28 protein-coding genes are annotated in these 25,000 nt (G+C 61.8%); 16 read left to right on the forward strand and 12 right to left on the reverse strand.

What is annotated here, in order from left to right:
• Positions 1 to 23: 23 nt before the first annotated feature.
• Together Clow_RS03515 and dut are read right to left on the reverse strand one after the other, a co-directional pair.
• Complete coding sequence (locus Clow_RS03515; protein ID WP_055176442.1) at positions 24 to 797, reverse strand: DUF3710 domain-containing protein; 774 nt, start codon at positions 795 to 797, stop codon at positions 24 to 26.
• A gap of 88 nt (positions 798 to 885) precedes the next feature.
• The gene (dut, locus tag Clow_RS03520; RefSeq protein ID WP_156334600.1) at positions 886 to 1,332 is read right to left on the reverse strand and encodes a dUTP diphosphatase; all 447 of its coding nucleotides are present in this window, start codon (positions 1,330 to 1,332) and stop codon (positions 886 to 888) included.
• 94 nt (positions 1,333 to 1,426) lie between these two features.
• Between dut and Clow_RS03525 the strand changes: the two genes are divergently transcribed.
• Together Clow_RS03525 and Clow_RS03530 are read left to right on the forward strand one after the other, a co-directional pair.
• Positions 1,427 to 1,945 carry a DUF3093 domain-containing protein gene (locus tag Clow_RS03525; RefSeq protein ID WP_055176449.1) on the forward strand — a complete coding sequence of 173 codons (519 nt, stop codon included), beginning with the start codon at positions 1,427 to 1,429 and terminating at the stop codon, positions 1,943 to 1,945.
• A 122-nt stretch (positions 1,946 to 2,067) separates the two neighbouring features.
• Positions 2,068 to 2,370: an SdpI family protein gene (locus Clow_RS03530; protein WP_169786564.1), complete on the forward strand. Its 303-nt coding sequence runs from the start codon at positions 2,068 to 2,070 to the stop codon at positions 2,368 to 2,370.
• Positions 2,371 to 2,445: 75 nt separating this feature from the next.
• On the opposite strand, the gene Clow_RS03535 is transcribed toward Clow_RS03530, so the two are convergent.
• Both Clow_RS03535 and Clow_RS03540 read right to left on the reverse strand, forming a co-directional pair.
• A complete protein-coding gene (locus Clow_RS03535; RefSeq protein ID WP_055177491.1) occupies positions 2,446 to 2,739 on the reverse strand; it encodes a DUF4193 domain-containing protein in 294 nt (97 codons plus the stop codon).
• 177 nt (positions 2,740 to 2,916) lie between these two features.
• Positions 2,917 to 3,774 carry an inositol monophosphatase family protein gene (locus tag Clow_RS03540; protein ID WP_169786565.1) on the reverse strand — a complete coding sequence of 286 codons (858 nt, stop codon included), beginning with the start codon at positions 3,772 to 3,774 and terminating at the stop codon, positions 2,917 to 2,919.
• A gap of 37 nt (positions 3,775 to 3,811) precedes the next feature.
• Between Clow_RS03540 and ppgK the strand changes: the two genes are divergently transcribed.
• Both ppgK and Clow_RS03550 read left to right on the forward strand, forming a co-directional pair.
• Entirely contained in the window at positions 3,812 to 4,564 is a 753-nt protein-coding gene (ppgK, locus tag Clow_RS03545; protein WP_055177494.1) for a polyphosphate--glucose phosphotransferase, read from the forward strand.
• Between the two features lie 164 nt (positions 4,565 to 4,728).
• On the forward strand, positions 4,729 to 6,279 hold the full coding sequence (locus Clow_RS03550) for an RNA polymerase sigma factor (RefSeq protein WP_055176458.1): 1,551 nt from the start codon (positions 4,729 to 4,731) through the stop codon (positions 6,277 to 6,279).
• Between the two features lie 86 nt (positions 6,280 to 6,365).
• On the opposite strand, the gene Clow_RS03555 is transcribed toward Clow_RS03550, so the two are convergent.
• From Clow_RS03555 to Clow_RS03570, 4 genes are all read right to left on the reverse strand, one after another.
• Positions 6,366 to 6,866, reverse strand: coding sequence for a DUF4190 domain-containing protein (locus Clow_RS03555; RefSeq protein WP_055176461.1), 501 nt, complete (start codon positions 6,864 to 6,866; stop codon positions 6,366 to 6,368).
• A gap of 73 nt (positions 6,867 to 6,939) precedes the next feature.
• The gene (locus tag Clow_RS03560; RefSeq protein ID WP_245625692.1) at positions 6,940 to 8,115 is read right to left on the reverse strand and encodes a DUF418 domain-containing protein; all 1,176 of its coding nucleotides are present in this window, start codon (positions 8,113 to 8,115) and stop codon (positions 6,940 to 6,942) included.
• A 129-nt stretch (positions 8,116 to 8,244) separates the two neighbouring features.
• On the reverse strand, positions 8,245 to 9,966 hold the full coding sequence (locus Clow_RS03565; protein ID WP_055176468.1) for a DEAD/DEAH box helicase: 1,722 nt from the start codon (positions 9,964 to 9,966) through the stop codon (positions 8,245 to 8,247).
• Positions 9,963 to 10,202: a DUF3039 domain-containing protein gene (locus Clow_RS03570; protein WP_082418545.1), complete on the reverse strand. Its 240-nt coding sequence runs from the start codon at positions 10,200 to 10,202 to the stop codon at positions 9,963 to 9,965. The genes Clow_RS03565 and Clow_RS03570 overlap by 4 nt, the downstream gene beginning before the upstream one ends.
• 59 nt (positions 10,203 to 10,261) lie before the next feature.
• Here Clow_RS03570 and Clow_RS03575 point away from each other — a divergent pair, with 59 nt between their 5' ends.
• The 9 genes from Clow_RS03575 to Clow_RS11955 all read left to right on the forward strand — a co-directional run bounded on the left by Clow_RS03575 (position 10,262) and on the right by Clow_RS11955 (position 17,660).
• Positions 10,262 to 10,732: a DUF3099 domain-containing protein gene (locus Clow_RS03575; protein WP_156334602.1), complete on the forward strand. Its 471-nt coding sequence runs from the start codon at positions 10,262 to 10,264 to the stop codon at positions 10,730 to 10,732.
• A gap of 3 nt (positions 10,733 to 10,735) precedes the next feature.
• Entirely contained in the window at positions 10,736 to 12,346 is a 1,611-nt protein-coding gene (locus Clow_RS03580) for a DUF7782 domain-containing protein (RefSeq protein ID WP_055176473.1), read from the forward strand.
• Positions 12,343 to 12,777 (forward strand): D-aminoacyl-tRNA deacylase, encoded by a 435-nt coding sequence (dtd, locus tag Clow_RS03585; protein ID WP_055176476.1) that lies wholly within the window; start codon positions 12,343 to 12,345, stop codon positions 12,775 to 12,777. Before Clow_RS03580 ends, dtd begins: the two co-directional genes overlap by 4 nt.
• Positions 12,778 to 12,831: 54 nt before the next feature.
• Entirely contained in the window at positions 12,832 to 13,821 is a 990-nt protein-coding gene (locus Clow_RS03590; RefSeq protein WP_055176479.1) for a sigma-70 family RNA polymerase sigma factor, read from the forward strand.
• Positions 13,822 to 13,928: 107 nt separating this feature from the next.
• Positions 13,929 to 14,615, forward strand: coding sequence for a metal-dependent transcriptional regulator (locus Clow_RS03595; protein ID WP_055176484.1), 687 nt, complete (start codon positions 13,929 to 13,931; stop codon positions 14,613 to 14,615).
• Positions 14,616 to 14,621: 6 nt separating this feature from the next.
• On the forward strand, positions 14,622 to 15,581 hold the full coding sequence (gene galE, locus Clow_RS03600; protein WP_055176487.1) for a UDP-glucose 4-epimerase GalE: 960 nt from the start codon (positions 14,622 to 14,624) through the stop codon (positions 15,579 to 15,581).
• A 35-nt stretch (positions 15,582 to 15,616) separates the two neighbouring features.
• On the forward strand, positions 15,617 to 16,726 hold the full coding sequence (locus Clow_RS03605) for a YbfB/YjiJ family MFS transporter (RefSeq protein ID WP_055176490.1): 1,110 nt from the start codon (positions 15,617 to 15,619) through the stop codon (positions 16,724 to 16,726).
• A gap of 25 nt (positions 16,727 to 16,751) precedes the next feature.
• Positions 16,752 to 17,372: an EamA family transporter gene (locus Clow_RS03610; RefSeq protein WP_211256924.1), complete on the forward strand. Its 621-nt coding sequence runs from the start codon at positions 16,752 to 16,754 to the stop codon at positions 17,370 to 17,372.
• A gap of 48 nt (positions 17,373 to 17,420) precedes the next feature.
• Positions 17,421 to 17,660, forward strand: a complete 240-nt coding sequence (locus tag Clow_RS11955; protein WP_211256925.1) for a DMT family transporter — start codon at positions 17,421 to 17,423, stop codon at positions 17,658 to 17,660.
• On the opposite strand, the gene Clow_RS03615 is transcribed toward Clow_RS11955, so the two are convergent.
• Together Clow_RS03615 and Clow_RS12130 are read right to left on the reverse strand one after the other, a co-directional pair.
• Entirely contained in the window at positions 17,657 to 18,508 is an 852-nt protein-coding gene (locus Clow_RS03615) for a DUF4192 domain-containing protein (protein ID WP_281175659.1), read from the reverse strand. The two genes, Clow_RS11955 and Clow_RS03615, sit on opposite strands and share 4 nt — an antisense overlap.
• A complete protein-coding gene (locus Clow_RS12130) occupies positions 18,505 to 18,660 on the reverse strand; it encodes a DUF4192 family protein (protein WP_156334606.1) in 156 nt (51 codons plus the stop codon). Before Clow_RS12130 ends, Clow_RS03615 begins: the two co-directional genes overlap by 4 nt.
• Positions 18,661 to 19,034: 374 nt before the next feature.
• Here Clow_RS12130 and Clow_RS03620 point away from each other — a divergent pair, with 374 nt between their 5' ends.
• The 3 genes from Clow_RS03620 (at position 19,035) to Clow_RS03630 (ending at position 23,594) form a co-directional block, all read left to right on the forward strand.
• Positions 19,035 to 19,964, forward strand: a complete 930-nt coding sequence (locus Clow_RS03620; protein WP_055176496.1) for a PAC2 family protein — start codon at positions 19,035 to 19,037, stop codon at positions 19,962 to 19,964.
• Positions 19,965 to 20,029: 65 nt separating this feature from the next.
• Complete coding sequence (locus Clow_RS03625) at positions 20,030 to 22,561, forward strand: DEAD/DEAH box helicase (protein WP_055177509.1); 2,532 nt, start codon at positions 20,030 to 20,032, stop codon at positions 22,559 to 22,561.
• Between the two features lie 76 nt (positions 22,562 to 22,637).
• A complete protein-coding gene (locus Clow_RS03630; RefSeq protein ID WP_055176498.1) occupies positions 22,638 to 23,594 on the forward strand; it encodes a hydrogen peroxide-inducible genes activator in 957 nt (318 codons plus the stop codon).
• Here the strand turns inward: Clow_RS03630 and Clow_RS03635 are convergent, their stop codons facing one another.
• Positions 23,595 to 24,428 carry a hypothetical protein gene (locus Clow_RS03635; RefSeq protein ID WP_055176504.1) on the reverse strand — a complete coding sequence of 278 codons (834 nt, stop codon included), beginning with the start codon at positions 24,426 to 24,428 and terminating at the stop codon, positions 23,595 to 23,597.
• Positions 24,429 to 24,508: 80 nt separating this feature from the next.
• The gene (locus tag Clow_RS03640) at positions 24,509 to 24,928 is read right to left on the reverse strand and encodes a hypothetical protein (protein ID WP_055176507.1); all 420 of its coding nucleotides are present in this window, start codon (positions 24,926 to 24,928) and stop codon (positions 24,509 to 24,511) included.
• Between the last annotated feature and the right edge of the window lie 72 nt (positions 24,929 to 25,000).

Genomic DNA, 25,000 nt, shown 5'->3' on the forward strand with positions numbered 1-25,000 from the left:
GTTTATTTTCTTCCACGGAGGTCTTAGGCCTTCTGCTGGTCTTGCTGCTGTTGCTCGCGCTGTTGCATGGCCTGGTTCACCTGATCCACCAGTTGCTTGGGCAGCGCCACCGGGAGGGAATTGCCCGCCAAGATAGGCTGCTCACCGCGGTACACGAAGGTACGGGCGGCCAGTTCGCGCCCCAGTTTTGCCAGGTCATCGGCCATATCCACGGGGCCAGCGAGGGTGAAGCGCAGCATCCAACGCGGACCATCCACACCAATAAGGCGAATCACACCGGCAGAGCCGCGGGTGACTACCTCGCGACCCCAGGGACCATCCTCCACCTCGGGATCAAGGCCATCGCCTCGCATTTGATCCACGATCTCCGTCACGGCCTGACGCCACTGACTGCCAGAACGCGGCGCGGCAAAGGCCACCGGGGTGATGCGTCCGTAGCGCGTCACCACGTGCAGCATGCGAGGACCCTGCTCCCCCATCTCCACCTGCACCTGAGACTCGGTGGGCAAGGGCAGCTTCAAAGAACCGAGGTTAAGAATACCGCCAGCAAAATCGGAGAAGTCAAAGTCCTCAATGTCCACGGAATCACCGTCAAAGGGGCCAGTCTCCCCATTGATGGCGTCATGGGTGGGAGCGGTATATCCCCCGGTCTCTCCCGCGTTGGGCACCTGTTCCACCTCGGGGCTCACCTGAGCCGCTGGGGAGCCCTGAGTCTCCGCGCTGCTCACGGCCTCCGCAGCGCCCACCTGCTCTTCTTCTTTAGCCTTGTCCTTCTTGCCAAATGGCCACAGAGCCATGCGGAAATCACGTCCTTTTTGGTTTTCTTCGGAAAGATTGCTTTTTACTTCAACGCCCTAGGATAGCGCCAAGAAAGCAGCGCGCACCTTAGCCAAGGCCGGTAGAACCGTATCCACCGGTACCTCGATCCGTCTCATCGAGATCTTCGACCTCGCAGAAATCCGGAAGTTCCACCCGCTGCACCACGAGCTGAGCTATGCGGGTGCCGCGCTCGATGTGAATGGGCTCCCGCGGATCGAGGTTAATCAAGCACACCTTAATCTCTCCGCGATAAGCGGCGTCGATCGTGCCGGGGGTATTGACAATGCTGAGTCCCTGGCGAGCCGCTAGGCCGGAACGCGGATGCACCAGCCCCACGGTGCCCGGTGGCAGGGCAATAGCGATGCCGGTACCCACCAGTGCCCTTTCTCCGGGGGCGAGATCAAGGGTGTGCGCGGCATAGAGATCCGCCCCGGCGTCAGTGGAAAAGGCTCGCTTAGGCAGGGGAATATCGGGGTCAAGGCGCTTGACCTTAATGGCGTCGATCGGATTCATGCGCTCCACCCTACGACCCTGACGAGTCCGCCACATAAACAAGCGTATTTCCTCACGTGAAGTCGCGGCCACCGGTGTCGTAGGATTGATAGCCGTGATTGATTCCGCTTCTCCCGCGCGCACTGTTCTTTATCGGGAACGCCAATGGGTACCCGCATACTGGTGGATTCTCGCGTTCGGCTTAGTGGCCCTTCTCACCGCCCAGATCGCCCACAATCGCTCTACCGTGTGGCTGATCGCCCCGGCTATTGTCTTTTCCCTCTTAGCCGTGTGGTTACTCACCTGGCTTTCTTCTACCGTCATCCAGGTGGAACGCGATGAACACGGCGTTCGGTGGTTGCTGGCGGGAGGCGCGATTCTGCCGGATAACGTCGTGGATCGCAGCCTGGCGGTGCCCGCCACCGCCAAGCGCAATGCGATGGGGCTCCAACTTGATCCCGCGGCCTTTGTGGTTTCTCACGGATGGGTACCGGAGATGGTGATGATCGTGCTGGACGATCCCGAGGACCCCACTCCGTATTGGCTCATCGGCTCTAAGAATCCCGAGGCCCTTCTTGCGGCCTTCCTCCCCGAAAAACAGGGTTCTGAGAAACACAGCGAAGAACGGGGCTAAACCTCCTCACCACTTTCACCCAGAGTTTTCTGCGCAACATTGATATTCTGCGCGATATGGGCCTCGCAGCATATCTCTCTCCCCTTCTCGGAACTCTTCTTCTCAGCGCCATCATTCATGTCATGATCGCTTCTATTCAGAGCGGAGACTTCCCCCGGCAATCCGTCCTTGGGCTGCGGACTAAGGCCACGTTGAGCTCCGATCAGGCGTGGATTACCGGGCATCGCGCCGCCTTGCCCATGCTCAAAACAGTAGCGTGGGCGGGCTATATTGGCGCGGCCTTATTGGTTATTCTCTTTGTGTTCTTCCCCCAACCGCGCCCTTACTCCCTCATTACGGGGCCGGTGATCCTGCTCATCTGCCAGGCAATAGCGCTGGTCTATGCGGCGCGGCAGGCAAATCGCGCCGCCCGCAGTGCAAATTAAAACCGGCGCTCCACAACTTATCCGCGAACTATCCGCAAGGCCGGTGCCACAGCCTCTTTGGGGCCTTTAACTGCACTAAGCGCAGTCCTGGCAAATCACCGAGCCGTCATCCTCCACGTGAGAGATGCGGTTTTTGCGCTGCACCAGGAAGCAAATGGAGCACGTGAACTCATCGGATTGCCGCGGAACTACGGTGACGTTGAGTTCTTCGCCGCTGAGGTCCATCGTGGGCGGTTCAAAGGAATCGACAATCTCCCCGTCCTCATCCATCGAGGAGTTTTCCGCCTCGGCGGCCTTGATTCCCTCTAGGGAATCCGTTTCGAGCTCGTCCTCGGCCCTACGGCGCGGGGCATCATAATCGGTAGCCATGCGGTTCACCTCTGGCGTCGTCGTTGTACCACGCCGCTCCCTCCTGCTCCCGTAGGCCTGAGCGAGCTGGCATTGTGTTCTTGGACGCGCATATTAAACCACTCTCACGGCCCTGTCATATCCCCTGGACAAAAGCAATTTTTGCCACCCAAGACTCTGCCCAAGGCAGAGCCCTTGCTACGCGCCTAATTGTGGGCCCGCCCCGGCGGCGTCGAGAAGCTCCGCCAATGGCTCCGCGATCCCCGGTGCCGCCACCAGGACCCGGTGAAACTCTCCGCCCGGCACGGAAAGCGCCGGGGTATGCACCACGGCACCAGCTTCCTGGGCGATGAGTGCGCCGGCGGCGTAATCCCAGCAGTGAATCCCGTGCTCGTAGAAGGCATCCACACGTCCCTCTGCCACCGCGCAGAGGTCAAGGGCCGCCGAACCCTGGCGGCGAATATCGCGCACCTCGGGCAGTATCTTCGTGAGTGCTGTGGCCTGCTGCTTGCGGCGGGCCGCCTGATAGGAAAACCCGGTGGCCACGAGTGCCTGAGCGAGGTTTTCCTCGCGCGAGGCTCGCATATCCTGCACCGCGCCGCCGCGGACCACCTGCGCCCCGTATCCGCGCGCGGCCCGGTACACCGAACCGCCAGCGCCCTCAGTACCCCCAGCCGCATTAATCACGGCCCCGGCGATCACGTGGCCGTCTACCGCCGCAGCCAGCGAGACCGCATAGTTCGGTATCCCGTAGAGGAAGTTCACCGTGCCATCAATGGGGTCAATGATCCACGAGACCCCCGTGGTGGAGCGTTCCTCAGTGCCTTCCTCCGCGATGATCCCATCGCCGGGACGCTGCCGCGTGATCGCCTCCACCAGCAATTCTTCCGCCATCGTGTCCACCACGGTCACGGGATCGACGGAGGAGCTTTTCGTGAGGGTATACGGGCGCAGGTCTCCGAGTTCCCGGCGGCGTCGCTCGATGGCATAAGCTGCCTCACGCACCCAATTTTCAGCGAGATCGCGCAGCATTATCGGTTGGTGGTGATCCATCATGCCCCCTATTGTGCCGATTTTTGTACACTCTGAGGCTATGAGCAGCATCGGATTTGGCATTGATGTAGGCGGATCTGGCGTCAAGGGAGCCCGCGTGGATCTTGAAAGCGGAGAGTTCGCCTCCGAGCGCATCAAGATCCTCACTCCCCAACCCGCCACACCGGAAGCCGTCGCGGAGGTCGTCGCGCAGATCGTGGAGCAGGCGCAGTGGGAAGGCCCGGTGGGCATCACCGTTCCCGGCATCGTGCGAGATCAGGTGGTGGAAAGCGCCGCCAATATTGATTCTTCCTGGATCGGCACCAATGCCCAGGAACTATTCTCGCGCCACCTCGACGGCCGCGAAGTCACCGTGCTCAACGACGCCGACGCTGCCGGCCTCGCTGAGATCACCTACGGTATTCCCGAAGCCTCCCGCGGCCCCGTCATCTTTCTCACCCTGGGCACGGGCATCGGTTCCGCCATTCTTATCGACGGCCACCTGTACCCCAACAGTGAGCTCGGCCACCTGGAAGTCGATGGGAAGGAAGCGGAACGCCGCGCCTCCTCCGCCGTCAAGGAGCGCAAGGATCTGAGCTATAAGCAATGGGCTCAGCGCGTGGATAAGGTGCTGCATACTTACGAAGAACTTTTCTCCCCCTCCCTATTTATCGTGGGCGGAGGCATTTCCCGAAAGTCGGAGAAGTGGATTCCGCTGCTCACCTGCCGCACAAAGGTGGTTCCGGCTCGCCTGCTCAATACAGCGGGTATTGTGGGTGCCGCTATGATCTCGCAACAAGATTCTGCCTCTTAGCAGATTGCCTGCTACACTGGGCGTTCGTTTATTGTGGCCTGTTTCCTAGAGGTCACGCACCCTAAACGATTATCGCGCCCGGAATCTTTCCGGGCCGCTGTTGGTTGTAAACGGGTATCATCCTTGGATGTTTGAGGAAGCATAAGCAAGTCGAAAGGGCGTACGTGGTAGCCACCACTACTTCAGAAAACTCCGGTGCGGAGGATAACGGGACCCAGCGTTCCGCGACTACCGCCACCGTGAAAAAGACTGCGAAGAAAACCGCACGGAAGGCTGCTCGCAAGGCCGCCCCACGCAAGGCTGCCGTGGCAACCACGGATACCGCAGCGACCTCTGCCACTCCGCCAGATTCTTCCGGTGCCGAGGAAACCGCTCCTGCAAAGAAGGCCACCAAGAAAACGGCGAAGAAGGCCGCCAAAAAGACGGCCCGCAAGGCTACTAAAACCACCAAGGCCACCAAGACCGCGGCGAAAAAGACGACGCGCAAGACGGCGGCTAAGAAGAGCACTTCCCGTGCAAAGACCAAGAAAGATGAAGCCCCCGCTCCCGTGGAGGAGGATGAGACCCTCACCGAGGAAGAACTCTCCCCCCAGGACGAGGATCAGGACTTTGATCCCACCCTCGATGAGGGCGACGAGGACTTCGTTGACGCGGACGTAGAGGATCAAGAGGACTCCACCGAGGACGAGGAAAACGAAGAGGACGAGGGTTCCTCCGTCTGGGACGAGGACGAATCCGCCGCCCTGCGCCAGGCCCGCAAGGACGCGGAACTCACCGCTTCTGCCGACTCCGTGCGCGCCTACCTCAAACAGATCGGCAAGGTCGCCCTGCTCAATGCGGAGCAAGAGGTCTCCCTGGCCAAGCGGATCGAGGCAGGCCTGTATGCCACCTATCGCATGGAGCAGATGGATGAGGCCTTTGCCGCCGGGGATAAAGACGCCAAGCTCACCCCGGCCGTCAAGCGCGACCTGCGCGCCATTGCCCGCGATGGCCGCAAGGCCAAGAACCACCTGCTAGAGGCCAACCTGCGCCTGGTGGTCTCCCTGGCTAAGCGCTACACCGGGCGCGGCATGGCCTTCCTTGATCTCATCCAGGAGGGCAACCTCGGACTTATCCGCGCGGTGGAGAAGTTCGATTACACCAAGGGATACAAGTTCTCCACATATGCAACCTGGTGGATTCGCCAGGCGATCACCCGCGCTATGGCCGATCAGGCCCGCACCATCCGTATCCCGGTACACATGGTGGAGGTCATTAACAAGCTCGGCCGCATCCAGCGCGAGCTCCTGCAAGACCTGGGCCGCGAGCCCACCCCGCAGGAGCTGGCAAAGGAAATGGACATCACCGAGGAAAAGGTGCTGGAAATCCAGCAGTACGCCCGCGAGCCCATTTCCCTGGATCAGACCATCGGTGATGAGGGCGATAGCCAGCTGGGTGACTTCATCGAGGATTCCGAGGCCGTGGTGGCCGTGGATGCCGTCTCCTTCACGCTGCTCCAGGATCAGCTTCAGGACGTGCTGCATACCCTCTCCGACCGCGAGGCCGGGGTGGTTAAGCTCCGTTTTGGCCTCACCGATGGTATGCCGCGCACTTTAGACGAGATCGGCCAGGTCTACGGAGTCACGCGAGAGCGTATTCGCCAGATCGAATCCAAGACCATGTCCAAGCTACGCCACCCCTCGCGCTCGCAGGTCTTGCGCGACTATCTGGATTAATCAGTACGCCTGAATATCTACCAGGCGTACTGATATAGGAAGGTGGCCCGTTTCCCATGTGGGAGACGGGCCACCTTCTTTATTTCTTAAGAGAAGAACGGAACCGAGATATTATCCGCGATGCACTGTTCCTGCTCCGCGGAACCCTCCGGGTAGGTATTCACGCAGGCCTGAATCTCATCGGCGCTCTGCGCCACCCCGACCACAAAAACAAGGCTGATGAGGAAGGAGATCACGGAAAGCACCAGCCCCACCACGGACATGCCCATGCGGCGCCCCTCCGTGGGGTTCTTCTTGGCCTTAACCACCGCGATGATGCCCACCACGATGCCCACCAGACCCACGATGATGGGCAGCACGAGGGTAAGCAGCAAGGCCGCGGAGGCAATGCCAATGCCGAGCGCCCACGGGGCCACCTTATTGCGCTCCTGGGCGTCCACCGTCCAGGCTTCCTCTGGGTTAACGGGCGCCTGTGGTGTCGGCTCCGCGAAGGCGGCGGACTGATCCACCTCCATCGGTACGGCTACCAAGGGAGGATCGTGTTCCTCCGTCTGCTTGTTCTCATAGGGGTTCTGAGAACCACTCATCGTGCCATCCTTTCCACAGACGCTCGCATTTTTATGGAAGCCACCTTAACACTTTAAGGTCTCTACGACAGGATTAGTTTTTCTGCGGCGCCCATTGCTTTTGCAGGCCCTGCTTGCCGTAGCTCAACCGTCGATGCAGTTTCTCTAGCGGCCCCGATACGCCGAATCGCTCTAACAGAACCGCCAGCGCCACGGTTACGGCCCAGACTCCCACAGCGATCAGCGATTTACCGGTAGCACCCATGCCCTCCGCGATATTGAGGGTAAAGGGCAGGATCACCACGAAAAAGACCACGGATTGCGCCACGTAGCCGGACATCGACCTCTTCCCCAGCGCCACCAGGGAATAGATCGCCGGGTTCATGGAACCCTCGCGGTCCCAGCGCCGCTGAGCGGGCTGTACCGCGAGGGCGATGGCCGCCACCAATCCTGGGCCGGTGATAAAGCCCGCTGCCTGGTTGAGGGCGTATAGCGGCGTGGTCCAGGAGGCAGGCAGTACCCCTATCTCGGCCAAACCCCACGGCAGGCCCACGAGGAGGATGAAGGCAAAGGCGATAGCCGCCCAGATTTTTAGGCCCCGGCGATGCGCGGGAACCTCGTGCAGCATAAGGGTGCGCGCCATGAGGAGGCCCACGATCATGGGAGGGAGCAAGGCGCTGTACATGAGCGGGGCGGCCAGCGTGGCGCCAAAGACCATAGAAAGCCCATTGAGCACGTATTCTCCGTAGGAGGAAGCCAGCACAAAGGGCTCGCCACGGAATAGCCCCATACCAAAGTTCAGTGCCGCCGCTACTGCCCAGATCACCCCGGCTATCCACATGAGGGTTTTATTACTCAGCCCAATGAACAGGGTCAGAACCAAGCCACACAGACCATAGCCGAGCATAATATCCCCGAAGAAAAGAAATGTCATGTGGATCAAGCCAAAGAGGTACAGCCACGCATATCTCTTAGCCAAAACGGCCTGGGCCTTTCCACGGGGATAACCGCGCCGCAAAAGGCTCAGGGAGATCATTCCCACGCCAAAGCCCAGCAGGGTAGAAAACATGGGCAGGCCGCGCACGTGAACGAACATCGTGCCCAGCACCACCGTGATCTTATCGGCCACGGAGCCGTCCCTGATTCCGCCTAGCCCCGCGGCAGCCATCGCCTCCCCCGCCGGTGCCCAGGCCATCACCACATTCGCCAGGGCAATGGAAAGCAGCATGAGGCCCCTGGCTACGTCGGGGGCCAGAAAGCGCTTTTTCACCGCGTGGTTATTATTCCGTTCCTCCGGGGGTGCCATTCATGCCTTTCTTTAAGAGATGTGCTTTAAAAAGCCGTGGAAGTTTCCCCTCAATATAACTTCCCCACCCCGGCCATGCCACCGCAAAAAGCACTACCACTTGCGCAAATAGGCAATGCGATCGCGCAATTGCTCCGCCGAACACATGGCTGTGGGCGGTCCCCCGCATACCCGGCGCGCCTCGTTATGGATGGAGCCGTGGGGCCTGCCGGTGCGCGCGGCGGTGATGGAGACAATCGCGTTGAGTTCCTTGCGCAGGGTGGGCAGCTCCTCGCTAGCCACCCTGTCGCGGGCGGCCTTGGCCCCCTCGGAGGCCTGGGCCTTGGCCTGGCGTTCCTTTTCGCGTTCGGCCTCGGCGCTGCGGGCGTCGAGCTGTTCTTTTTCTCGCTTGCGCAGCAGGGCGCGCATTTGCTCGGCGTCGAGCAGGCCTGGCAGGCCCAGGTAATCGGCTTCCTCGGCGGAACCGCTCAGCGCCCCAGTGCCGTAGGTGGAGCCATCGTAGATGAGGGAATCGAGTTCGGCCTCCGCGCCCAGGGATTGATAGCTGCGGTCTAGTTCCGGCTCGTTCTTTTCCTTATTGGCCTCGGCCAGCAGGTCATCGTCGAGCCCATCAGAGGGGCGATCGGGCTTGCCCAGCACGTGATCGCGCGACTTTTCCAGCTTGGAGGCCAGGTCGAGGAGCACGGGCACGGAGGGCAGGAATACCGAGGCGGTCTCCCCTGGGATGCGCGAGCGCACGAAGCGCCCAATCGCCTGGGCAAAAAAGAGCGGTGTGGAGGCGGAGGTGGCGTACACCCCCACCGCCAGGCGGGGCACGTCTACGCCCTCGGAGACCATGCGCACCGCCACCATCCATTCATCGGTGGAGGCGGAAAACTCCGCGATGCGCTCGGAGGCCCCGGCCTCATCGGAGAGCACCACCGTGACCGGGGTGGAGGAAATCTTGGCGAGGATCGCCGCGTAGGCGCGGGCGGTCTTGGTATCGGAGGCGATCACCAGCCCTCCCGCATCCGGCATGTTCTGGCGCAATTGGGTCAGGCGGGTGTGCGCGGCGGAAAGCACGGCGGGTATCCACTCGCCGCGCGGATCGAGGGCGGTGCGCCAGGCGCGGGCCGTCTGCTCGGCGTTGAGGGGTTCACCCAGGCGGGCAGCGTATTCCTCGCCCGCGCTGTCGCGCCAGCGAGCCTCGCCAGAGTAAGCCAAAAAGACCACGGGGCGCACCACGCCGTCGGCCAGGGCGTCGGAGTAGCCGTAGGTGTGATCGGCCTGGCTCACCAGGTGCCCCTCGCCGTCCTCGATGTAACGCACAAAGGGGATAGCGGAGTCATCGGAGCGGAAGGGCGTTCCAGTCAGCGCCAGGCGGTGTTCGGCATCGGCGTAGGCCTGGCGGATACCGTCGCCCCAGCTCTTGGCGTCGCCACCGTGGTGAATCTCGTCGAGGATCACCAGGCTGCGCCGCGCGGTGGATACCGAATAGTGCTTGAAGGGGTGCAGGGCCACCTGGGCATAGGTGACCACGATGCCGTCATGGGAGGCGTTGACGGCATCGGTATTGCGGAAGTTCGGGTCCAGCGAGATTCCCACCCGCGCGGCAGCCTGGGCCCACTGCACCTTGAGGTGTTCGGTGGGTACCACCACGATGATGCGGTCTACGGTGCGGTTATCGAGGAGTTCGGTGGCTACCCTCAGCGCAAAGGTGGTCTTGCCCGCGCCGGGGGTGGCCACCGCAAGGAAGTCCTTGGGTTTGCGCACCAGGTAGGCGGTCAGTGCCTTACGCTGCCACTCGCGCAGTTGCCCTTTTACGCGGCCCGTCACTTTTTGCGCAGGCCCTTATATACGCGCTCGCAGTCGGGGCACACCGGGGAGCCCGGCTTGGCTTGTTTGGTCACGGGGAAGGTTTCTCCGCAGAGTGCCACCACCATGTTTCCGCTCACGGCGGATTCCACGATCTGGTTCTTCTTTACGTAGTGGAAGAACTTAGGGGTGTCGTTATCGGTGGTGGTTTCTTCCCTGATCTCGGGGCGATCAATCGTCGTCGTGCTCGTACTCACCCCACCCATCATGCCCCACACCTACGGGCGGAAGCCACATGTGGGTCTACCCTGGGTGCATGGCTTCTCAAGGTGATGCTTCCGATAGCGCCCCCGAGCCCGCCGAGACTATCGACGCCCCCGTCGAAAACGTCCCGGCGCGCCGTCGCGGGTTTTCGGCGCCCCGGCTGCGGCGGCGTCGAGTAGCTCTCATCACCGATGCCCAGCGCACTCCCGAGCAGAATCTGCGCCACCGCGAGCGCCTGTACGGGGTGGTGCAGGGCGTGCGCTTGCCGCTGTTGGGCCTGGCCATGCTGACGCTGGTGGCCTGGGATAACTGGATTATCGCGGGTGCGTTATTCTGCGTATCTATTCCCCTGCCGTGGATTGCGGTGGTGCTTGCCAATGGGCGCGGTGAGCCGCGCGATCCGCGCTCTCCCAAGGTGTATAAGCCCGCATTGGCGCGCGAGCAGGCCATCGCGCAGCTTCAGGCCGCTGAGCGAACCCCCGAGTTGCCCCCGCACGAACGCCCTACCCCAAAGGATGAATAATTTATGCCTCTTTCCGCTCTGGCGGGTGTTGCCCGTGAGCTTTCTGTTTTCCTTCAGGACGTCGATTGCACCGTCGAGGGCGTGCGCGCACACTTAGGCGAATCCGCCTATGCCGCCCTGTATCGGGGTGAGCCGGCGGCCGTGCGCCGCGCCGTGCCCGATGATTCCCCTCTTTCCCTCGCTATCCGTCTCTTCCTGCTGCGCGATGAGGTTCCTGTGGCTCAATGCCGCGCGGTGCTGGGGGAATCGCTGTGCCAGGGTCTCGTGGAGGCTCAGGCCCTTGAGGTACGTGCGGAACTCGCTCGCATGCTTATCGACGTCCGCCCGCACGTGCTATCAGGCCAGAACCACTGGGTCTTTTCCGATGCCGATGCCTCGGTAACCCAGCACGTCCCCGGCCCGGATCACGTTCTGGGTGTGGGGGCCGCCAGCATCTCTCTGCTGCACTCGGTGCCCACCTCTCCGGTGGAGAGCCTGCTCGATCTCGGGGCTGGCTCCGGGATTCAGGCTTTGGGCCAGTGGGATTGCGCCCGCCGCCTCACCTTGACCGACGTGCATCCCCGGGCCCTGGATTTTGCCCGCGCCACGCTGGCGGGGGCGGCGGCCACCTCTGCGCGTCCGGAGGCTCAGCGCTCCGAGGCCCAGAACCCCGAGGTGGAGGTGTTGGAGGGCTCCTGGTTCGAGCCGGTGGCCGGGCGCCGCTTTGACCGCATCGTGAGTAACCCGCCCTTCGTGGTGGGTCCTCCCTCCGTGGGCCACGTCTACCGGGATTCCGGCCTGGCGCTTGACGGCGCCTCTCGCCTATTGCTCTCCCAGGTGCACGAGTATTTGAATCCGGGTGGCACCGCGCACCTGGTGGCGGCCTGGGTGCATCGGGAGGGGGAATCCTGGCAGTCCCGCGTGGCCTCCTGGCTGCCCGCCCAGGGGGTGCGCGCGTGGGTCTTGCAGCGCGACGTGGCCGATCCCGCTCTCTACGTGGGCACCTGGCTGCGTGATGAGTCCCTTGATCCCCGCTCCCCCGAGGCCGCCCGCCGCAGCGAGGAGTGGTTGGATTTCTTTGAGCGCGAGGGCGTTACCGGGGTGGGCTTTGGTTTTGTGGCCTTAGAGCGCCTTGAGGAGGGCCAGCCCAGCGAGGTCGTGGCCGAGGAGATTCACCAGGAGTTCAGCGATCCCTTGGGCCCCGAGGTGGAGGAGTATTTTCTGCGCACGGGCTGGCTGCGCCAGGTGCGCGGTTCCGGGGAGATTCTTTCCTGCCGCTTTAAGCTGCGCCCCAGCGTGGCCCGCGAGCGCGTGGAGGTGGCCGATGCCGCCACGGGGATGGGTTTTCGCCCCGCCACGCAGCGCCTGGTGCGCATGGATGGGCCGCGTTTTAGCCACGAGGTCGATGAGCACATCGCGGCCATCGTCTCCGGGCTGCACCCGGAGGGGTTGTGCCTGGGTGAGGTCATGCAGCTCTACTGCGCCGCGCGCGATATTGATGCCGAGGCGGTAGCGCCCGAGGTCAGCGCGGCGGTGGTCGATTTGGTGCGCCACGGGCTGCTCCTGCCCGCCGACGTGCTGGCGGATACTTCGCACGGCGAGCCCGAGCACGGCGACGTCGAGGAGGCGCGATGAAGGCGGTTCTCAGCCGGGTGAGCCGGGCGAGCGTGACCGTAGCCGGGGCCGTCGTGGGTGCCATTGAGGGGCCGGGAGTGCTGGCCCTGGTCGGTGTGCACCGCTTGGATAGCGATGATGACGTGGCCACGATGGTGCGCAAAATCGCGGAGTTGCGGCTCCTCGACGGCGAGGTAAGCGCTCAGGATAGCGGAGCGCCGGTGTTGGTGGTGAGCCAATTTACCTTGCAGGGGCGCACCGCCAAGGGGCGGCGTCCCTCGTGGAGCGAGGCGGCGTCGGCCGCCCAAGCTGAGCCGCTTATCGACGCCGTGATAGCCGGGTTGCGCGAGCGCGGACTCGCGGTGGAGCAGGGGCGGTTCGGGGCCGATATGCAGGTGGAATCGGTCAACGATGGCCCCTTTACCCTCCTCGTGGATACCCGCGGGAACTAATCCGATCACCTGTGCGTTATACCGGACAGCATCGGTGAGAACGAGGAGGCTTTTATGACACAGGCGTCGGTAACCGAGTTTAGCTCTCAGGAACAGGATCGCGGCAGCCGCCGAAATCAGACCAACGATAATCCCTCAGCCGACCTTGTTCGCGTTTATCTCAACGGCATTGGTAAAACCGCTTTGCTCACCGCCGAGGATGAGGTGGAGTTAGCCCAGCAGATCGAGGTGGGCTTGTATGCCGAGCATCTTCTCGCTCACTCCGAGGAACCCCTGACCCGCGCCAAGAAGCGCGACCTCAAGGTCTTGGCCCGCGAGGGTAAGAAGGCCCGCAGCCACCTGCTAGAGGCCAACCTGCGCTTGGTGGTCTCCCTGGCTAAGCGCTACACCGGACGCGGCATGCCCCTGCTGGACCTCATTCAGGAGGGCAACCTCGGGCTTATCCGCGCGATGGAGAAGTTCGATTACGCCAAGGGTTTTAAGTTCTCCACGTATGCAACCTGGTGGATTCGCCAGGCCATTACCCGCGGCATGGCCGATCAATCCCGCACCATCCGCCTGCCCGTCCACCTCGTAGAGCAGGTCAATAAGCTCTCCCGGATTAAGCGCGAGCTCTATCAACACCTGGGCCGCGAGGCCACCAACGAGGAACTGGCCGAGGAATCCGGCATTGACGAGTCCAAGATTGAAATGCTGCTGCGCCAGTCCCGCGACCCGGTGAGCCTGGATATGCCCGTGGGCGCCGATGAGGAGGCCCCGCTGGGCGACTTCATCGAGGACGCCGAGGCCGCCGACGCCGAGAGCGCCGTGGTGGCTTCCCTGCGCCACTCCGATATTCGCTCCGTGCTCTCCACCCTGGAGGATCGGGAGCAGGACGTCATTCGCCTGCGTTACGGCCTTGACGACGGCGTGCCGCGCACCCTCGATCAGATCGGGCGCCGCTTTGGGCTTTCCCGCGAACGGGTGCGCCAGATTGAGCGCGAGGTAATGAGCAAATTGCGCGACGGGGAACGCGCCGACCGCCTCCGCGATTACGCCCAGTAATTGCCCTCCCCACCCGCTCCTGCCCACCATATAGCGGCGAGGGGCGGGTTTTGCGGGTATTGTGATGGACATTCCTTAGCGCGAAAGAACACAACAAAGAGGTAACAGTGAAGGATCTCGTCGATACCACCGAGATGTATCTGCGCACCATCTACGAGCTGGAAGAGGAAGGCATCGTTCCCCTACGTGCTCGCATTGTGGAGCGCTTAGAGCAATCCGGCCCCACGGTGAGTCAGACCGTGGCTCGCATGGAGCGCGATGGACTCTTGCACGTGCGCTCGGATCGCAGCCTGCAACTCACCGAGGAGGGCCTCGCCCGGGCCACCGCCGTGATGCGCAAGCATCGCCTAGCCGAGCGTTTGCTTACCGACGTTCTCCACCTCAATCTCGATCAGGTGCACGACGAGGCCTGCCGTTGGGAGCACGTGATGAGCGACGAGGTGGAGCGCCGCGTGATCGACGTGCTTGACGACGCCTCCTACTCCCCCTTTGGCAATCCCATTCCGGGCTTGAAGGAACTGGGCATTGATAGGGAGTCCGCCCGTGAGCGCGGGGTGCGCCCCGTGGAACTTCCCGAGGGTGAGGATATTCCCGCCCTGCTCCTCCAGGTCAATGAGATCGTGCAGATGGAGCCGCGCCACCTACGCGCCCTGGCCGATGCCGGCATTGAGATGGGTTCCGAGGTCGTGGTGCGCAATGAAAACGGCCTGGTGACCCTGAGCAAGGGCGACAAGACCATCGAGCTTGCCGACGATCTCGGCCACGCCGTGCGCGTGGAACCGGTGGAGGGCTAAAGCACCATGAAACTCTTGGTGACCGGCGGGGCCGGCTACGTGGGCAGCGTGTGTTCCCAGGTTCTTATCGAGGCGGGCCACGAGGTCACCATCGTGGATAACTTCTCCACGGGCAACCGTGACGCCATAGCCCAGGGGGCGCGCCTGGTGGAGGGCTCGGTCTCCGAGGTGATCGACGAGGTGCTTGCCGAGGGCGGCTTCGAGGGGGTGCTGCACTTTGCGGCCCGCTCCCTGGTGGGTGAGTCGATGGAAAAGCCCGATGAATACTGGCGCGATAACATGGGTACCTCGCTTGACCTTCTTGAGGCCATGCGCCGCCACGGCGTGAATAACCTAGTCTTTTCCTCCACCGCCGCCACCTACGGCGAGCCGGAGACGGTACCAATTACCGAGGACTTCCCCACCCGCCCCACCAATACCTACGGGGCCACCAAACTCTCCATTGATTACGCAATCTCCTCCTATGCCTCTGCCTACGGCATCGGGGCTACCAGCCTGCGCTACTTCAACGTGGCTGGGGCCTATGGGCGCATGGGAGAGCACCGCGAGGTGGAAACCCATCTCATTCCCCTGATTCTCCAGGTGGCGCTGGGCCAGCGCGATAAGATCCTCATTTTTGGCGATGACTGGCCCACCAAGGACGGCACTGCGGTGCGCGATTACATCCACATCCTCGATCTGGCTCAGGCCCACCTGCTGGCCCTAGAGAGTAATACCCCTGGTGAACACCGCATTTATAACCTCGGCTCCGGGGAGGGTAACTCGGTGCTAGAGGTAATCCAGGCCTGCCGGGACATCACCGGGCACCCCATTCCCGCGGAACTGGCCCCGCGCCGCGCGGGCGACCCCGCCGTGCTCATCGCCTCCTCGGAGCGCATTATCCGCGACCTTGGGTGGAATCCCACCCACACCGATATTCGCACCATCGTTTCCGATGCCTGGGAGTACACCCGAGTACCCCATTAAACGCATTACATTGTGATTTGTGGCATAATTCCTGCATGGTAGTCACAAATCGCAACCGAGCCCTTCAGGGAACCCTCGGGTTATCCCTGGCTATGGGCATCGGCAGGTTCTTCTATACCCCCATGCTGCCGCTGATGATCGCGGCCCTGGGCTGGTATTCGGGTCAGTCCGCCTGGATCGCCACCGCCAATTACCTCGGTTACTTACTCGGCTGCATACTCATGGCTCGCGGGATGATTCCCCTGCGCGCCCCATATTTCCGAGCAACGCTGATGGCCTCCACCCTCTGTCTGGCCGCCATCGCCTTGACCCCGCACCTGGGGTGGCAGCTCCTCATCCGATTCCTTTCCGGGGTTTTCTCCGCCCTCATCTTTGTGTTCATCACCCAGGCTTTGCCCCGGGTGGTGCGCCAACCCACGCACATCGGGCTCGTCTACGGCGGGGTGGGCTGCGGCATCGTGCTCTCCGGGCTCGTGGTATCCATCCTCGGCTCGGTACTTGGTTGGCGCGAACTCTGGTTGTGTGCCGCCGTACTCAGTGCCCTGTTGAGCCTCGTCGTGTGGACCTGGCCCGTGGAAAAGGGGCAGGCGGATTCCCCCACCTCAGTGGCTCAACCTGCCTCCGTGTCAGGGCGGCCCGCCTTGCTCAAGGTGGGATACTTCTTTGAGGGCTTCGGCTATATCATCATCGGCACCTATCTGGTGGTGCTGGCGGAGCCGGTATTCGGTGCTACGGCGGCCGCACTCACCTGGATCATCGTGGGTCTTGCCGCCGCCCCCTCCCCTATGTTGTGGTCTCAGGTGGCGCAGCGCTGGGGTCGTAAGGCGGCGTTGCGCGCCTGTTATGGGCTTCAGATTCTCGGAGCCATCACGGCGGTGTTTGGCTCTTCTACCATCCTGCTCATCGTCGCGGCCCTGCTCTTTGGCTCCACCTTCATGGGCGTGGTCATGCTCAGTATCGCCACCGGCACGCAAGCCGGTATTCCCCACGCCTCGGCCACGTTGACCACCTGGTATAGCGTGGGACAAGTCCTAGGCCCCGCCCTCGTGGCCGTTGCTTTGGGAGATTCCATCGCCACGGCCTTCGTGGTGGCCACCGTGGCACTGGTTCTCGGTTTCCTCTTTACCCTCGCCTCACGGCTATAACCTCTCTTGGAATAGGGCTCATCCCATGATCGCTTCTCCGAACCTCACCCGGCGCGCCGTGCTCTGCGCCGCCGGGCTGATTCTCCTCGGCTCGGCCGGGATACAAACCTCCTCTGCTATCTCTGCGGGTCTCTTTTCCTCCTACGGCACCTTTGGCACCAGCGCCCTGCGCATGATTATCGCCGCCCTGGTGCTTCTACTCCTCGTGCGCCCTTCTCTTCGCGGGCGGGAGCGCTCGGAGTGGATGGGCATTGTGGTCTATGGCGTGGCGATGGCTCTGATGAATCTCTGCCTGTATAACGCGATTGATCGGCTCCCCCTCGGGGTGGCGGTGACCTTGGATTTCCTCGGCCCCTGTGCGGTGGCGCTCATGGCTTCTCGCCGTCTCAAAGAGGGGCTGTGTGCCGGGGTTTCCCTGCTGGGCGTGGCCCTTATTTCCGCTGGCCCCTGGGGGTATTTTGATCTCATCGGCTATGCGGCGGGGTTGGGTGCGGCTTTCTTCTTTGGGTTGTACACCGTCTTTGCCGCCAAGGTAGGCAAGGCCGGAAGTGGCCTGGACGGATTAGCGCTCTCGGTCACCGTGGCCGCGCTCATCACCTTGCCCCTGGCTCTTCCTCACCTGGGGCAGGTCAGCGTTTCCGGTTGAGGGCTGCTGGCGGCCTCGGCGGTTATTGGGGTGGTTATTCCTTATTCGGTGGATACCATCGCAGGCGGCCTTACCTCCGCTCGCGTGATCGGCACGCTCTTTGCCATTGACCCGGCGATGGGTTCCCTGGTGGGGTGGCTGCTGTTGGGAGAGACCATCAGTGCCGTAGCCCTGGTGGGTATTATCCTCGTCGCCTGCTCGGGAGCCTTGCTGGTGTGGCTCTCGGAGGCTCCCAAAGAGGCACCCGAGGAGACACCGAATCAATCTGCTCACACATCACCCGCCTAGCCGTACACATCGAGAATGGCCCTCGATCCACTCCGCACCGTTTCTAGTACTCCCTCGAAGCCGCAATGGTTGAACAACTGGCGCATGAGGTACGTCAGGCGGTGCTCCGGCATCTCCTCTTCTGCCGCGTGAAGGGCAAAGTGCACCCGCCAGCCCCTTCCACTGCACATGGCGGCCACGCTGTAGAGGCACAGCGCATTGGCGCGTATCTCGCCCCGGGTTTTCCTTGCGATGGCATAGAGCATGGTCAGGGCCGGGTCGGGGTGCTGGAAGATGAGATTGATGAGGGCATCGCGCAGCAAGCAATGCCCGAGGAGCAGGGCGAGGTGTTCTAGGGCCTGTCGGTCCTTGGGTCCGCGTTCTAGGAGGTCGCGAGCTTCTTCCATGATCTCGGTGAGAATCTGCGGGTTCTTTGACGCCGCAGCGGCCAGGCTCTGAGCCTCTGCGGGCTGAGGGTATATCGCTTCTTCTTCGTCGCCCTCCCGCGAGAAATACGCGGCGGCGTCCCCACGGCTGGCCTCGGGTAATTCCCCGTGGGCGATGAGGGTTTCCATCGCTGGCGCGTTGATAAGGGAATCAATGGTGCCGCGTTGCCATCGCGGCGGGGAATCGGGGGAATAGACCAGCTCGTATTTCCCTGCGCTAACGATCTCCTCGGTGCGCCAACAACCGAGCATGCGTGCCCCACCCTCGTGGCTCCACCGCGCGATCTGTTGGGCCATGCTTTTCTCTTCCGCCTCCACCCTGCCGACCTCGCGCGGAGCAATGAGAAAGACCACCAAGGCGTCGATATGCAAGCCAGAAAGGTGCATGCAGGCCTCCTTGAGTGTGCTCGGCGGGGAGTTCATGGGAACGCGGAGCACGGGGCCAAGGAGTAAGTATGTGCACCGGCGGTATTGAGGCCTAGGAGAATGATGGATTCTGTGGGATAAAAGCCCAAGATCGCCGGGATATTGGAGAGCAGATAGCCGGGAGCGGTGGAGCGGAAAGAACGTGTCATGCCCGTAAGTGTTCACGGCCTTATCCAAGAGCCCAAGGGGTCGATCGAGCGGCTGTGGATACTTGTGGGTTATCCACAATGCCCGTGGCTCCCCGCCCCCTTGCGGCGTGCCTTGTGCTTCTTGCTGCCGTGGCCGTCGCCTGCACATCGTCCCTGCCCGTCTCTTCTGCTGAAAACGCGGCGGGCCGCTACACTAGGCGAACACTTCGGTGTTCAAGGCCGGGCCTACCGGGGTCGAGCCGAGATCACGCCGGGATAGCACCAAGATCGCTCACAGTAATCTCCCAGTGTAAGAAGGAATTTTTATCGAGCGATCGGGAATTATCACGGTGGCTTCTCCGTTGCACCGGGTAGATCGACAAAGGAGGACTATCATGCCGGAAGAATCACGCCGCATGTACAAGCTGGAATACCCGTCGCCGGAGGTTTCCGCGGACGGAAACACCGGCCCTACCCTTATCGTCGCCCTGCAAGGCTACGCGGACGCAGGCCAGGCCGTGAGCGCGAGCGCCGATCACCTCATGGCAGCGCTGGAAAACCGCCTCGTGGCTTCCTTTAATACCGATGAACTCATTGATTACCGCTCGCGCCGCCCCACGGTGACGATGGAAAACAATGAGGTCACCAAGATAGAAAAGCTCGCCCTGGCAATGCGCGTGCTGCGCGATATTCAAGGCCAGCACTTCTTGCTGCTCAGCGGCCCGGAACCGGATCTGCGCTGGGATGCCTTTACGCACGCCGTGGCGGATTTGGCCCGCAAATACAACGTCAGCCGCGTGGTGAGCTTGTATTCCGCGCCCATGACAGTGCCGCACACCCGCCCGTTGGTAATCTCTGCCCACGGCACGAGCCCGGAACTCATGCAGGACCTCTTCCGCTTCGATGGTTCCGTGGTGCTGCCGGGTTCTGCGGCCCTGCAACTGGAATCTGTACTCGGTGAGCAGCGCACGCCGGTAGCGGGTTTTACCGCCCACGTTCCGCATTACGTGGCCTCCTCCCCCTACCCGGAGGCCACCTTGAAGCTGCTGCGCTCCGTAGCGCACAACGCTCACCTCGATCTTCCCCTGCAAACCCTAGAGCGGGATTGGGAGCGCGTGGCTCAGCAGTTGAGCGAGCAGATGGAAGACTCCGCCGAGATTCAACACGTGGTGGGCGCCCTGGAGCAGCAGTATGACGAAGAGGTGGAGCGTTACCGCACCCGCCACCCCAAGGCCGTGCTCCCCGGCGAGGAGGACGTGCCCAGCGGGGAAGAAATTGGCGAGGAGTTCGAGCGCTTCCTAGCCAACCTCGACGAGGAGGAATAGGCGGGAGCTTATCGACGCCCCCGCGCTGAGGTCTCAGGCAAAGAAGGTCTACTAGGGTGGGGTGGGTGAACCTCTCCCAGATGCTCCCCGACCTCAGCGAAGTACCGGAATCGCTCTTTGACGAGTCCATCTTTGATTCCTTCCTCGCCTGGACCCGCGAGCGCGGAATCACCCTGTACCCGGCCCAGGAGGAGGCCTCACTGGGCATACTCGCGGGCGATAACGTCATTTTGGCCACGCCCACGGGCTCGGGAAAATCAATGGTGGCCATCGCCGCGCACTTTATCGCTATGGCGCGGGGGCAGCGCAGTTTCTACACCGCCCCCATTAAGGCCCTGGTGAGCGAGAAGTTCTTTGCCCTCTGCGATATTTTCGGCCCCGATAATGTGGGCATGATGACGGGCGACGCCACCGTCAACGGCAATGCCCCCATCATCTGCGCCACGGCGGAGATCGTGGCGAACGTTGCGCTGCGCGACGGCGCCAAGGCCCGCATAGACCAGGTGGTGATGGACGAGTTTCACTACTACTCCGACCCCGAGCGCGGTTGGGCCTGGCAGGTGCCGATCCTCGAACTCCCCCAGGCGCAGTTCTTGCTGATGTCCGCCACCCTCGGCAATACCGAGGCGCTGCAAAACGATCTCACCTCCCGCACCGGGCGCACCACCTCACTGGTGGCTGGGGCCACCAGGCCGGTGCCCCTGGACTTCTCCTACGTGTACACCCCGGTGCATGAGACCATCGAGGAGCTACTCGACGCCGGGAAGTCCCCCATCTACGTAGTGCACTTCACCCAGCGCGAGGCCACCGAACGCGCCCAGGCGCTCACCTCCCTCAACATGGTCGATGCCGCGGGCAAGGAGGCCATTGCCGCAGAAATCGGGGCCTTCCGCTTTAGCACCGTCTTTGGCAAGCAACTCTCCCGCCTGCTGCGCAAGGGCATCGGCGTACACCACGCCGGGATGTTGCCCAAGTACCGCCGCCTGGTGGAAAGGCTCGCCCAAAAGGGTCTGCTCAAAGTGATCTGCGGCACGGATACCCTGGGGGTGGGAATCAACGTGCCCATCCGCACGGTGCTCATGACGGGCCTGGCTAAGTTCGACGGCACCCGGCAGCGCATTATGAAATCGCGCGAGTTCCACCAGATCGCCGGACGCGCCGGACGCGCCGGCTTTGATACCGAGGGCACCGTGGTGGTGGAGGCCCCCGAGCACGAGATTGAGAACTGGCGGCTGCGCGAGCGCGCCGGAAGCGACCCCAAGAAACTCAAGAAACTGCGTAAAAAGCATGCCCGCGAGGGCGAGGTGAGTTGGAGCGAGCGCACCTTTGAGAAATTAACGCAGGCCGAGCCGGAGCAGATGACCTCTCAATTCAAGGTATCTAACTCTATGGTGATTAACCTCGTCTCCCGGCCAGGCAATACCTATGAGCACTTTGAGCACCTTTTGCGCGGTAATCACGATCCTCGGGCCAAGCAGAATAAGGATATTCTCACCGCCGTGGAATTGGGGCGCGGGTTGTTGCGCGCAGAGATCGTCGAAAAGCATGGGAAGGGCTACCGACTCACCCGGGAAATGCAGCGGGACTTTGCCCTCAATCAACCCCTCTCCCCCTTTGCTTTAGCCGCGCTCTCCCTCTTAGACCCGGAATCGGAAACCTATACCCTCGATGCGATTAGTACCTTCGAGGCCATTTTGGACGATCCCCGCCCCATCCTCATCGCCCAACAAAAAGCCGCGCGCGGGGAACGCATTGCCGAGCTCAAGGCCGAGGGCGTGGACTATACCGAGCGCATGACCATCGTGGAGGAAGTCACCTGGCCCATGCCGCTGGCGGAAGAACTCGACGATGCCTTTGAGACCTTTGCTGAGGGCGCGCCCTGGGCCCGAGAGTTTAGGCTCAGCCCTAAATCCGTGCTCCGCGATATGATCGAGCACGCCATGACCTTCTCCGATCTGGTGGCCACGTATTCCCTGGCCCGCTCGGAGGGGGTGGTGCTGCGCTACCTCACCGATGCCTGGCGTACCTTGCAGCACTCCGTGCCCGCGGAATATCGCACGGAGGAATTGGAGGATATTCTGGTGTGGCTTGGGGAATTGATCCGCCAGGTGGATTCCTCCCTCGTCGATGAATGGGCGCAAATGGCCGACCCGGATGCGCCCGTTTCCCAAGAATTAGTGGATCAGGAATTAGCCTTTGGCGTGGAGGACCCCACGGCACTCACCGCTAATAGGCGGGCATTTACCATTATGGTGCGCAATGCCATGTTCCGCCTGGTGGAGCTCTTTGCCTGGGAGAAGGAGGAGCGCCTAGAAGAATTGACGGATTACCTTGATAATGCCCCCGACTTCCCCGCTGCGATGGACGAATACTTCGATCAGTATTCCGAACTCGATACCGGGCCGAGTGCCCGCGGGCCCGAGTATTTCCGCCTGGATACTGGCACCGATGCCAAGGCCCGGCAGTGGAAAGTACGCCAGATTTTCAAGGACCCGGTAGACGATCATTCCTTTGCCTACGAAGCCGTGGTGGACCTCGACGCCTCCGACGAAGCGGGCGAGGTGCGCTTTGCCTCCCTGCGCATTGATTCCCACTAGGGGCCTTTCTGCGCGCAGAAACCCCAGCGCAGTTATCAATGGCTCCCCGTATATCTCATAGGTTATGGTAATGAGCATGCACAATAAGGAGTATCGGCCGACTCTTGCCCAGTTGCGGACCTTTGTGACCATCGCGGAGAACAAACACTTTGGTACCGCAGCGGCAAAGCTTAATATCTCGCAGCCCTCGCTCTCCCAGGCCCTATCCGCGCTAGAAAACGGCATCGGCATGCAGCTCATTGAGCGCTCCACTCGCAAGGTCATCGTTACCCCCGTGGGTGAACGACTCCTGCCCTACGCCAAGGCCGCCCTCGATGCCACCGATATTTTCGTGGCCCACTCCCGCGGCTCCTATGGCCAACTCATCGGCCCTCTTTCCCTCGGCGTGATCCCCACCATCGCCCCCTATTTGCTGCCCACCCTGCTCCCCCGCTTGCAGCAAGAATATCCCGAATTAGAACCCCGCATCGTAGAAGATCGCACCACTAATCTGCTGCACATGCTGCGCGAGGGGCGTATCGACGCCGCCCTGCTCGCCCTGCCCACCGAGGCCCCCGGGGTGGTGGATATTCCGCTCTACCAGGAGGAGTTCGTGGTCGTCGTGCCGGACTCGCACCCGCTGGCCGGGCGCGATGATCTTAGCCTCCAAGCCCTCGATGATCTACAACTTCTGTTGCTCAACGACGGCCACTGCCTCCACGACCAGATCGTTGATCTTTGCCGCAAGGCCGATCTCAACCCCAGCCAGGCGGCGGGTTCCATTACCCGCGCCTCCTCGCTGACCACCATCGTGCAACTCGTGGCCGGTGGTTTGGGCAGCACCCTCATTCCCATCAGCGCCGTAGAAGCGGAATGCCAGCGCCCCGGTCTGAGCACCGCCTCCTTCGCCCCCGGAGTAAGCGCGGAGAGGCACGTGGGGCTGGCATACCGAGCCTCCAGCTCCCGGAGCGCGGAGTTTACCAAGCTCGGGAGCACCATCACCCGCGCCTACCGCGCGGCCGTGCCCCTGCGCCAGGAATCTGCGGTGTACTAATTACGAGGCGGCGGGGAGTTCTCCACCGCTGGCCTGGCGGTATATATGCGCCATGCTCAGGTACATAGCGGGAGCCAGAATCAAAGCGCCCAGGCCGAGAGTGATGAAAGCGCCGATAGCCACCACCAGGCCTCCCAGCGTGGCGAACAGCAGAACCTGAAGATAATTGCGCTTTCCGGCTTTAAAGCCCTGGGAAATAGATTCGCCTATCCCATTGCCGTCTGCGGCGTACCAAGACCAAAAGCTAAAGAAGGGATTTATGAGCATCACGGCCAAAAAGAGCAATACCGCCACACTGATAATCACCGCCATAGGCGGGTTTGTAGCTATGAAGATTGTGGCCGCAAGGAGTGCGACAACCACAGCGATAACCAAGTACACAAGCCCCTGAATGATAGAGACCGCCAGCACCTTCAAATAGGCAACATCGCGGAAGAAGTCACCCAGCGATACTCGATCTTTGCTCACCTGTACAAGCGCACCCGTGAGAAGGAAAGGCGTAATGAGGAGCTGTATGAGACCGAGAACCCAATCCGTCCACGAGGTCTCCATCGTGGACGGAGCGGAGGGATCAGAAAAATCCATGGCGGCAAACACACCGGCTACGGAAAAACCGATCGTCAGTAGCCCCAGCACCAGGGTTCCAATGATCCAGATGGGCCAATTGCGGAATACCGCCTTAAACGCCCAGCCGATAGCCAGGGGTACATCAGCCTTGCCCGTGCCTCGCGTGGTCACGCTTTCTTGCGCCCAGTCCGGGGTGCCCTGCGGATACTGAGGGTAGCCCTCAAACCCTGAAGAGTCCTCCGGGTGCGGCGTGGAAGGATAAGTCATGGATCTCCCTTTCTGCCTTCATCGCGTATTGAGTCACAGGCCATGCTACCTATATATCCTCAGCCGTGTATTTCCCCCACCTAAGCAGCAGGCAGCGGGCCACCATAAGCCTGGCGAGAAATATGGGCATTAGCCAGCAAAAATACAGCGGGGAAAACCAAGAATCCCAGACCCAAAGTGAAGATGCACAGCAGCCCCACCGCTATCGGAGCCAGCAAGCCGTATAGTAAGAGCGCCCAGTAATTTCGCTTGCCGGCCTCATATCCTTTGCGCACAGCAGATCGAAAAGTCTCCCCCTCCGCAGCGAACCACGCCCAAAGATAAACCAAGGGGGTAACAAAAATGGTCGCAATACCACCCACGAACAAGGTCACAAAGCCCATCATTGTCAGTATCACCTGAGCGTCACCACCGGCGACATTTCCCAAAAGTTCCAGCGGCTGCACCACAATAAGATACAAGGAAAGCGCAAGATTCACTGCCAGTGCAGCAAAAAACACATTGCCATAGTTGAGGTTAATGAAAAAGTATTTCCATTTCCCTCTTTGATGATCTACTTACCCAAGGGCACC

This window comes from Corynebacterium lowii, assembly GCF_001412085.1.
Classification (GTDB): domain Bacteria; phylum Actinomycetota; class Actinomycetes; order Mycobacteriales; family Mycobacteriaceae; genus Corynebacterium; species Corynebacterium lowii.